The sequence below is a fragment of the Parabacteroides sp. AM58-2XD genome (genome assembly GCF_003463685.1).
GTDB classification, from domain to species: Bacteria; Bacteroidota; Bacteroidia; order Bacteroidales; family Tannerellaceae; genus Parabacteroides; species Parabacteroides segnis.
The window spans coordinates 22,349-29,278 of sequence record NZ_QSDP01000082.1; the positions used below are offsets into that span (position 1 = coordinate 22,349).

The 6,930-nt window shown below is 39.9% G+C and carries 8 protein-coding genes and 1 pseudogene; 7 read left to right on the forward strand and 2 right to left on the reverse strand.

All coding sequences use genetic code 11. The features are described from left to right. Positions 1–7: 7 nt before the first annotated feature. Positions 8–971: pseudogene (gene glsA / locus DXA15_RS17910) on the forward strand (glutaminase A). Between the two features lie 97 nt (positions 972–1,068). Here the strand turns inward: glsA and DXA15_RS17915 are convergent. Further along, the gene (locus DXA15_RS17915) at positions 1,069–1,647 is read right to left on the reverse strand and encodes an ORF6N domain-containing protein (RefSeq protein WP_128134920.1); all 579 of its coding nucleotides are present in this window, start codon (positions 1,645–1,647) and stop codon (positions 1,069–1,071) included. Between the two features lie 101 nt (positions 1,648–1,748). Here DXA15_RS17915 and DXA15_RS17920 point away from each other — a divergent pair, with 101 nt between their 5' ends. The 6 genes from DXA15_RS17920 (at position 1,749) to DXA15_RS17940 (ending at position 6,292) form a co-directional block, all read left to right on the forward strand. Next, positions 1,749–2,543, forward strand: a complete 795-nt coding sequence (locus tag DXA15_RS17920) for a site-specific integrase (protein ID WP_233567399.1) — start codon at positions 1,749–1,751, stop codon at positions 2,541–2,543. Beyond that, on the forward strand, positions 2,522–2,683 hold the full coding sequence (locus DXA15_RS26885) for a hypothetical protein (RefSeq protein ID WP_233567400.1): 162 nt from the start codon (positions 2,522–2,524) through the stop codon (positions 2,681–2,683). Before DXA15_RS17920 ends, DXA15_RS26885 begins: the two co-directional genes overlap by 22 nt. Before the next feature lie 493 nt (positions 2,684–3,176). Beyond that, positions 3,177–3,935: a DUF4469 domain-containing protein gene (locus DXA15_RS17925; protein WP_128134921.1), complete on the forward strand. Its 759-nt coding sequence runs from the start codon at positions 3,177–3,179 to the stop codon at positions 3,933–3,935. A 169-nt stretch (positions 3,936–4,104) separates the two neighbouring features. Beyond that, positions 4,105–4,569, forward strand: coding sequence for a hypothetical protein (locus tag DXA15_RS17930; RefSeq protein WP_128134922.1), 465 nt, complete (start codon positions 4,105–4,107; stop codon positions 4,567–4,569). A gap of 80 nt (positions 4,570–4,649) precedes the next feature. Beyond that, on the forward strand, positions 4,650–5,759 hold the full coding sequence (locus tag DXA15_RS17935; protein ID WP_128134923.1) for a lipocalin family protein: 1,110 nt from the start codon (positions 4,650–4,652) through the stop codon (positions 5,757–5,759). A 74-nt stretch (positions 5,760–5,833) separates the two neighbouring features. Further along, positions 5,834–6,292 carry a lipocalin family protein gene (locus tag DXA15_RS17940; protein WP_128134924.1) on the forward strand — a complete coding sequence of 153 codons (459 nt, stop codon included), beginning with the start codon at positions 5,834–5,836 and terminating at the stop codon, positions 6,290–6,292. Between the two features lie 53 nt (positions 6,293–6,345). Here the strand turns inward: DXA15_RS17940 and DXA15_RS17945 are convergent, their stop codons facing one another. Further along, the gene (locus tag DXA15_RS17945; RefSeq protein ID WP_369683078.1) at positions 6,346–6,819 is read right to left on the reverse strand and encodes a Fic family protein; all 474 of its coding nucleotides are present in this window, start codon (positions 6,817–6,819) and stop codon (positions 6,346–6,348) included. Positions 6,820–6,930 lie beyond the last annotated feature (111 nt).

The following is a 6,930-nucleotide window of genomic DNA, read 5'->3' on the forward strand; positions in this document are numbered from 1 at the left end:
TTTGGGTATGGATAAAAAGATTTCCGTTTCACAAATAAAAGAAGTGGCCCAGGAAGCCTATGAAATGTTCAAGACGAACACAGGCGGTAAGAATGCCGATTACATTCCTTATCTGGCAAATATAGATAAGAACTTGTTCGGTATCAGTATCTGCCTGATGGACGGAACACTTATCCAGTTGGGCGATTCCGAATATCGTTTCGGTATAGAATCCGTCTCAAAGGTACATACCGCTGTGTTGGCATTGCGCCAGTACGGTGCACAAAAACTGTTGGAAATGATTGGTGCCGATGCAACCGGACTGCCTTTCAACTCCATCATGGCTATCCTGCTGGAGAAAGACCATCCGTCTACTCCGTTGGTCAATGCCGGTGCAATCACTGCCTGTAGTATGGTTCAGCCGATAGGCGACTCGGCTAAGAAATGGGATGCCATCGTTGCCAATATTACCGACCTTTGCGGCAGTGCACCCCAGCTGATCGACGAATTGTACAAATCGGAATCGGCTACCAACTTCAACAACCGCTCCATTGCCTGGTTGCTGAAGAACTACAACCGTATCTACGATGACCCGGATATGTCGCTCGATCTGTATACCCGTCAGTGTTCACTGGGAATCACAGCTGCCCAATTGTCTGTCTGCGGAGCACGATTGCCAACGACGGCCTGAACCCGGTATCCAAAAAGCAGATATTCGACGGTTCATTGTCACCGAAGATTACTTCGCTGATTGCCACCGTAGGTTCTACGAACATACCGGCGATTGGTTGTACACTTCCGGTATCCCTGCAAAAACAGGTGTAGGCGGTGGTGTGATGGGAGTGATGCCCGGCCTGTTCGGTATCTCAGCCTTTGCCCCTCCAATTGACAGCGCGGGTAATTCTGTAAAAGCACAATTGGCCATCAAATATATAATGAATAAACTGGGTCTGTCCATTTTCAATGGCGACCGGGTTACAATAACTGAATAACAAACAGTTTATTCTTTTAATTGGCAAGCCTCTTCGCCCCTCGTTCAGAGGGCGGGAGGCTTGTTTTATATGAATAGAATGCGTTTTGTAGATTTCGTTATTTAGGTTTAATAAATCCTATCGGGTTACGGGGTTTATTGGACAGTTTGTTTTGTACCTGCAATTCTGCTAATGTTTTATTTATCAATTCCAGTTGTATACGGGTATCTTCGTTTATATCGTTGTAATCAATAAATACTTCTTCAATGTATTCTTTTAGTTCTTTCAATTCATGTTGAAGTTCCTGTACTTTATTTGCAGGAGTATCAATTATTAATTGTCGGATAGCAACAAAAGCACGTGTTATCAGAATACTTGTTTGTACAGCGATATTACTGCGAAGTACACTTGACAGCATTACTACACCATGTTCGGTAAAAACAAATGGAATAGCTGATTTTGGGCGTTTGGTATGTGATGTCATCACAATTTGTGATGACATATTCTCCCATTCCTGACTTGTTAATTGAAACATGAAATCTTCGGGAAATCGATCTATATTACGCTTTACTGCTTGATTTAATACGCGTGTTTCGACTTGATACAATTCAGCCAGGTCGCTATCGATCATGACTTTACGTCCTCTTATTTCATAAATCTTGTTTTGGATTAATTGGAATTCTTCTTTGTTTTTCATAATTAATATATTTTGATTATTAAACTATACCAACAAAGGTATAATTTTCAATTAATATACAATACGGTTTAATTCAGATTCTTTCTATAGTTACTATTATTATGCTTATGACAACAACCTTCTTCACCTACGCCGATGCGTTGGTGAAACGTAAACGCAAGGCGGGCAAATATTCGACCGCCGATCTTTACCGCGCTTCCTCCAACTGGTTGCTGCGGTTTTGGGGGACCGACAAACTTTCGTTTGACGCGATAACCCCTGGTATGATAGACCGGTTTTATGACTGGCTTCTGGCACTGGGACATCTGAAAACAAATTCGGTGAACAGTTACCTCAGCAGTTTCCGTGCTATCTATCACACTGCTGTCCGTGAGGAACTGGCGCCGGCCGACCGCCTCTCGCCTTTTGCCCACCTCAACCTGCGGCAGGAGGAAACGGCCAAACGCGCCCTCCGTATTCAGACAATGGAAGAAATTGCTCGGATGGACCTCTCTGCCGAACCGGAATTACAGGCAGCGAAGGACTTCGCTCTTTTCTCCTTCCTTGCCTGCGGGATGCCGTTCATCGATTTGGCACACCTTACCCGCGATAATATCGTCGATAATGAACTGGTCTACAACCGTTGCAAGACGGGGGTTCTGGTGCGTGTCGGTATTACTCCCGGCATGCAACGGCTATTTGATAAATATGTATTGTCCGACAGCCGCTATCTTTTTCCTGTGTTGCCCGAAAAGGCGGAAGGCGAACGGCTACATGAGGCCTATAAACAGGCATTGCACCATTACAACGGTTGTCTGGTGGAGATTGGATTGCGCCTTTCCGTCCCGGTTTGCCTCACCTCGTACGTCTTTCGGCATACCTGGCGACGGCAGCTTTGTATAACGACACACCGGTAGCCATCATCAGCCAGGCACTCGGACATACATCGGAGCGGACGACACGTCACTATCTGGCTGCACTCGATCAGTCGAGACTCAATTCAGCCAATGAGATTATTACAAAAGGATTGGATGTCCTGGTAGGAGTGAGGGTGTAACCTTATTTGTGAAATAAGGGTGTTTTGTCCCGTTTGATACAAGCTGTGAAAAACAAAGTTTATACTAGTGTGGGGACGGGGCAAATATAGGGATTTTATTTAAACAAGGACAAACTTATCTGCTTATAATTAAGTGGGTGGGGGACAATTTAGGCAAAAAGGTGAGATTCAGGCAGTTTTTGGTGAGATATGGACATAGCGGGGCGGAGGGTATCTTTTCCCCTCTTGAGAGGGGGCAGGGGGTGTGTTAATACTCTAAATAAAGACTATCCAGATAGAAAATCACAGATAAAACAGTTAAATATCCGCGTCAATCTATGTAGTTCGTGCTTTAGTACAACAATTTACACACCCCCTACCCCCTCTCGAGAGGGGAGGAAGTTACTCTCTGTTATGATAATCATAAGATAAACTGATACCTTATTTCACAAATAAGGTTACTGATCACACAGGTAACGCCTTGTCCAACCAACAGGCTTAATTATTTATTATTATGGCTGAAAAAATCATTTTGACTGCCGATCTTTACGACAACGCCGTCACGGAGCGAAAAGGCGATTACACAGCGAAGCCCCGTATTACAGGAACAGTACGAAACCATCAGATTGCCGAACGCATCCTGGCAAGAGGTTCTGAATTGCGATTGGATACAATCGAGTATATCCTGGGCATGGGCGATCAGGAAAAGGTAACGGCTATTGCCGAAGGTAAAAGCGTTGTTGACGGTGTAGGCCAGTACATGGCGAACCTCACAGGTCCTTTCGAAGGTGAAAAAGCAGCTTTCGACCCTTCTAAAAACAAACTCACCGCCAGTTATGTACCCGGTAAATTACTGCGTGACACATTGAAAAACGTAGTGATTGAAACCCGCCCTGCTGTCACGGGCCCAATCATCAATTCGATTACCGATTCTACCACCGGCGAAATGAATACCCAACTCACTTCTTCCGCCCCTGCCGTTATCAGCGGCTCTAATATCAAAGTGGCAGGTGATGATGCCAGCATAGGTATTTTCTTTACAAAAACAGGCGGTACTGCACAGAAATGTCCGTTGCTAGTTCATAACAATCCTTCTGAACTAACCGTCATGATGCCAACCCTCGAAGATGGCGAATACACGTTGAGTATCGTTACCCAATACGGGTCAAGCAACAAGCTGGTGAAAGAACCTCGTACTTATCTATTTCCGGTATTGCTCTATGTTGGTAGTCAGCCATCAGGCGGTGGCGGCGATCGTCCTGAAATAGAATAACAATGTATCGGCTCGTCCTCTTTAGCGACTATGGCTAGCTAGCATTGGCGATACAATCTCGCTAACGGTAGCGACTTTCATTCGCCAACTCCAGCTAGCCTTACTCGCCAACGTTGGTGAGTCGATGCGCCTAAAATATGTTAAATGTAAATAAACATACACGTAGATTATGAATATGTACAAGAATTTGATTGGTTTCTTATTTATTCTTTTGGTCTCTTTTTTGGGGACATCATGTTCTGACGATGAGGATAACGATTATGGAAATGAAAAAGATGGATATGCTTTAAAAATAGCAGAAGGACATTCTTTTCAATTCTATAATAGTAAGTCTAAATTGATTTTTAAGGTAGCTATCTCACAAGGTGATATTATTGCTGTAATTAATAATGGTGCTATTCCTTATGGTGAATCGACGTTTGATTATACAAAAACAGGAGATAATAAGGCTGAATGTTGGGTTTCAATAAGGTATCAATTTCCTTTAGGTGATTATATCAGTTATGGTGGGTATATAGGACGTGTAGAAATGGTTTTTACAGGTCCTCAAAAAGGTACCTATCGTATATACGATATTACAACTGACGAATATAAATCATCAGGTGCATTCACGATTGATGATAACGCTATTTAATAATCTAATTTTTATTGTCATCACTGAGTAATCAAACGCTACAACATTTATATAAGTTGTAGCATAATAATTCTATAAAAATGAGAAAGTGTAAATTCTATTTTATTGCGTCGTTTTTTATGTCTTTAGTTATTTCTTTGCTATCATGTAGTAAAGATGATGAAGGTAATAATAAACATGAAAATACATATGACGAGTCTCTTTTAGTCGGTAATTGGGTTTTAACTCATGTTATTTATGAAGATGATGAAGAATATGAAGAAGATCATTACAGCACATCTGAAGAATACGATATTATAAATTTTCAGGAAGATGGTTATTGCCGTAATTTTTGTGACTCTTGGGATGATTCCGGTCGCTGGAAGTTGAGCGGAGATGCTTTAACCCTTTTCTATTATGGTGAAGGCAGAAGGACTGTAACTATAACAGAATTAAGTTCGTCTGTACTTTCTTTTGAAGACCATGGTATTTTTTCTGATGGCAGTATGGAATATACTTACATTATGACCTATCGAAAAGTCAAATCAGTATCCACTCCTGTAGATCCGGATAAACCTGTAGATCCGGATGATCCCGATACCCCCGATGATCCGGTTACTCCCGATGTGCCTAATATTCCATCTGCTACAATAAAATCAAAGATATATGAAGTTTATGAGGATAAAATTATTGTTGATTTTACTTTAGATAAGGAATATATTTCTAAAATGAGACAAATGGGATATTGTTGGAGTACAAAACCGAATCCGACAGTTTTTGATTCGACAGAAGGTAGTACCTTGAATCCAAATAAAGAATCTGGTAGAGTAACATGTGAACTTAAAGAGGCTGCTGGTACTACTTATTATATTCGTGCTTACGCTCTAGTGGGATCTGAATTTGTTTATTTTGATGAGATGAAGGTTCAGAGTGTGGGAAGAGATATAAAATTATCGGCTTATTATTCCAAAGATAAAGATAAGATAGCTGTGGATTATAATATAACGAGAAACGATGTTTTTACATTATACTTTTATGCTCCTCTTACTTCTGGTTTCGGACGAGTAGTAAATGATGATTTGGGTATATTAGGTAAAGAAAAGGGAACGAAATATGTTATTAATTATTCCTGTTACTATTATTATGCTTATTTGGAAGATGTTTTAACAGGGATAAGGTATTGCTCTAATATTGTATATAAACATGAATAAATGATACACAACCCTAGGTATCGTTTGTATTAATCATTGCTATAATAGGGTATAGCATAATAAATTTCAAACAAATGAAAAAGCATGTATTTACATTTATGACATTCTTTGTAGTGTGTATGACCTTAATGATGGTTTCTTGTAGTGATGATGATAAAGAACTGAGTGAGGAAATATTGGTTGGAAAATGGGTAATGATTCGTTATGAATGTGAGGACAATACTGGTGATAAAGAAATTAAGAAATATTCAATTTCTGATGAATATGATATTGTTGAACTATACGAAGATGGTACATGTCATAATTATTGTAAGCTAATTGATGAATCAATTTATCATTGGGATAATTATGGAAAATGGATATTGAAAGATGACAAACTTACTTTATTATATTGGGGATTTGGTGAAGAGTATGAAGTTCAAATAATTGAGCTATCATCATCGCTTTTTACGATTGAACACTCTTTTATTGATGATAAAGGACCGGAAACTCTTTTGGGAACGGAAACGTTCACTTACCAAAAAATTGATTAATATGAAACCCCGCTGGTTTTATATTATTAAACCAGCGGGTAAATTATCTCTTTTTAATCTGAAGTTAATTTAATGGCTTTCCCTTTCTCAGTAAGGTAATATCTCTGTTTGGGATGATTTGGCTTTGGATATTTAGGTGCAATTAGTTCGGCTTGCAATGCTGGGTTCAGATAATGTTTGCGGAAATAAGTGCGATGATTAAGTGAAAGTCTTTCCATTATTTCAGTAACCAATAATGTTTCTTGACCAATAATAGATAATAGTGATTTAACTTGGTCACTAACTTGGTCACTAACTTGGTCACTAACTTGGTCACTAACTTGGTTAGCATATCGGAATATAACCCACACGAAATTACCGTTTGTATGAAATTCAGGTTCCGGAAGTTCTACTCTTTTGCATTCGTTTATCATTAGTCCGATGCCACGTCCCCAACTTTCCAGTACTTTTCTTTTATATAGAACATCTGCGATCAATGGATTTTGAGGTTCGGAACGATGTTCGGATTTTAGATTCTCTATGCTTATATCTCAATGTCATCAATTTAAGGTTCATAGTGCTCTTTTGTAATTAGTTAGAGTATAGTTTTTACAATTGGGCCTTCCTTTCCTTGCTCGTGGAAACTTTCTTCCCGGTCT

What these genes read in the sequence shown, in the direction of transcription:
- DXA15_RS17915 (WP_128134920.1), bottom strand. Translation starts at nt 1,647, where the DNA reads ATGAAAAACAAAGAAGAATTCCAATTAATCCAAAACAAGATTTATGAA.
- DXA15_RS17920 (WP_233567399.1), top strand. Translation starts at nt 1,749, where the DNA reads ATGCTTATGACAACAACCTTCTTCACCTACGCCGATGCGTTGGTGAAA.
- DXA15_RS17925 (WP_128134921.1), top strand. Translation starts at nt 3,177, where the DNA reads ATGGCTGAAAAAATCATTTTGACTGCCGATCTTTACGACAACGCCGTC.
- DXA15_RS17930 (WP_128134922.1), top strand. Translation starts at nt 4,105, where the DNA reads ATGAATATGTACAAGAATTTGATTGGTTTCTTATTTATTCTTTTGGTC.
- DXA15_RS17935 (WP_128134923.1), top strand. Translation starts at nt 4,650, where the DNA reads ATGAGAAAGTGTAAATTCTATTTTATTGCGTCGTTTTTTATGTCTTTA.
- DXA15_RS17940 (WP_128134924.1), top strand. Translation starts at nt 5,834, where the DNA reads ATGAAAAAGCATGTATTTACATTTATGACATTCTTTGTAGTGTGTATG.